At 56.5% G+C, this 1,359-nt stretch carries 1 protein-coding gene; it reads right to left on the reverse strand.

The features are described from left to right. Positions 1–303 (reverse strand): TauD/TfdA family dioxygenase (locus tag GWG65_RS40130; protein ID WP_275200909.1); only part of this gene is annotated, 303 nt, incomplete at its 3' end. Positions 304–1,359 lie beyond the last annotated feature (1,056 nt).

The following is a 1,359-nucleotide window of genomic DNA, read 5'->3' on the forward strand; positions in this document are numbered from 1 at the left end:
AGCGGGGCGGACGGAATCAACGTCGATGATCGAAGCCGTTCCCTTGCTAGCACCGATCGTTGGATGCGGCACAAGGTTTCCAAAACGGAGGGCAAAACGCTCCTGCTCGGCGTCGTCGAGATGACCCTGATCGCGGAAGAAGATGACCTTGTGCTCAAGCAGCGCGGCCTTGATTCCGGCAATCGTCTGGTCGGGCAAATCGCCCGACAGCTTAATGTTCGCAATTTCGGCGCCGATTCGCGCTGTGCGTTTGATGACGTCGGCACGCGGAATGACATTGTCGATCAGAGTCGTTTCACTCATCGTGGTATTCTCCAGAAATTTTGGTTTCTTCGCCAGATCAAACTATTCAGCTGCAGCGCGAATGGGTGAACGCCAGATGCGGACACATCGAGCGCTCCGTCAAAATTCGCGGCGATCGCGCCCGAGTGTGGGCGGACGGCAAGTGACGACCGACTTTCATGTTTTGGGCCTCCTCTTATCGGCTGACTGCTGGCAAAGATCGTGCCAATCGCGAAAACCGAACCTCAAGCCGCTCATTTTAGAGGAAACAGCTTTTCTTGGCAGGGACAGCGCAGCTGCATGTGGCAGATGTGCTCCTGGATTGTTGCTGATGCGACGCGCGACGACATCGATGAGCCAAACTGCGGGTCGACGTCGTTGAGCTTGGCGTCTGGATCAGCGTGTACGCCATTGCAGCGCGATCCGCACCGCAGTCGGAGGCTGCGAGCCCCGCCTCATGGCCGAATATCACGCGAACGTTCTGCCATAGCGGCGAAGTCGATCCCGGCACCGATGCAATCCAATTTTGCAGCACTCGAGATCCTCGCATCGCGTAATCTCGAGCACCAAAGAAGCTGTTCTGTGCAGCCCGTATAGCTCCTGACCCGACGAGATCATCCTGCGCTGGAACGATCGTTTTCTTCAATGGGCACGCGAGCAGGCCCGGCGGCATTCAGGTCCGGGACAAGTGATTTCCGAAGCTGAAATCGCTCTTGCCAAGTCCAGATGATAGTCGATCGGTTCGAGACTCTTTGGCGCATTCGAGGAGTAGCGCGAGCATCATGTCCGCCGCATGAAGTTGGTCCTCCTGGCGGGTACGAAAGCCGTGACGTTCTGCCAATAACACGTCTGGAGGTATTCCGACATAAAGAGAGCTAAACTCTACATGAGCGGCACAGCGAACAGAGGAGAAGATGCTTGTCAGGCAACTCTCGCGGCGAGCCTGAGTTGAGCTATCGCCGAAAGTTGGTGACGGAGGGAATCGGAAAGGCGGCATATCGTGGGGGTGCTTGACGCCTCCACTTCTCCACCGAAGGAGCGATATGCCGTGTCCAACGATAACATCATCCAGCTGAT

The sequence above is a fragment of the Bradyrhizobium sp. CSA207 genome, from assembly GCF_029051685.1.
In the GTDB taxonomy this organism is placed as follows: Bacteria; Pseudomonadota; Alphaproteobacteria; order Rhizobiales; family Xanthobacteraceae; genus Bradyrhizobium.